This is a genomic window from Terriglobus sp. ADX1 (genome assembly GCF_036877645.1).
Lineage (GTDB): Bacteria > Acidobacteriota > Terriglobia > Terriglobales > Acidobacteriaceae > Terriglobus.
Window position 1 is genome coordinate 1 of sequence record NZ_JAEDXV010000139.1, and the last position, 253, is coordinate 253.

At 58.9% G+C, this 253-nt stretch carries 1 protein-coding gene; it reads left to right on the top strand.

Features of this window, described 5'->3' with window-relative positions; all coding sequences use genetic code 11:
- Nucleotides 1–39: 39 nt before the first annotated feature.
- Nucleotides 40–253 (top strand): DUF3738 domain-containing protein (locus JAO32_RS20150; RefSeq protein ID WP_443082626.1); only part of this gene is annotated, 214 nt, incomplete at its 3' end.

Consider the following 253-nt stretch of genomic DNA (forward strand, 5'->3'; position numbering starts at 1 on the left):
AAAGCCCACCGAGAGAAAAGACTTTCTGCCCGACGTCTCGTGCAGCGGCTCAGCAAGCGCAAGGGATTGCACCTTTGCCGGTGTCTCCATGGACCTGTTCGCGTTTGCCATGCAGTTCATGCTGGACGTCCGGTCATCAACAAAACCGGGCTGGACGGCAAGTATGACTTCCACCTCAAGTTCACTCCTGCGGACGCACCCGCCAGCGCCGATACCAGCGCAAATGCAGACGCCGCACCCAACTTGTTCACCG